Origin of the sequence: Massilia sp. CT11-108, from assembly GCF_047302915.1 — a bacterium.
In the GTDB taxonomy this organism is placed as follows: domain Bacteria; phylum Pseudomonadota; class Gammaproteobacteria; order Burkholderiales; family Burkholderiaceae_D; genus Telluria; species Telluria orientalis.
The window spans coordinates 1-231 of the sequence record NZ_JBKYMO010001805.1 but is presented as its reverse complement, the minus strand read 5'-3'; the positions used below and the strand labels follow the sequence as shown (position 1 = coordinate 231).

Genomic DNA, 231 nt, shown 5'->3' with positions numbered 1-231 from the left:
GTACGGCGGCCGCTCCGATCCCGGCGTCGGCTGGTTCCCGCTCGCGCCGCACGAGCCATACCGGCCGCCGTACCACGCCAGCCCAACGTACATCACGAACGTCAACGTGACCAATACCGTGATCCGGCAGACGACCATCGTCGACAACACCGCGAACATCGACTACCGGAACCGCGGCGTGCCCGGTGCGATCGTGGCGATGCCCGCGCGGCCAGTTGCGCGGTGTTCCGC

The 231-nt window shown here is 68.8% G+C and carries 1 protein-coding gene; it reads left to right on the top strand.

The genetic code is table 11. The features are described from left to right. On the top strand, nt 1–231 hold a 231-nt coding region (locus ACEN88_RS36395; protein ID WP_413347226.1), incomplete at both ends, for a hypothetical protein.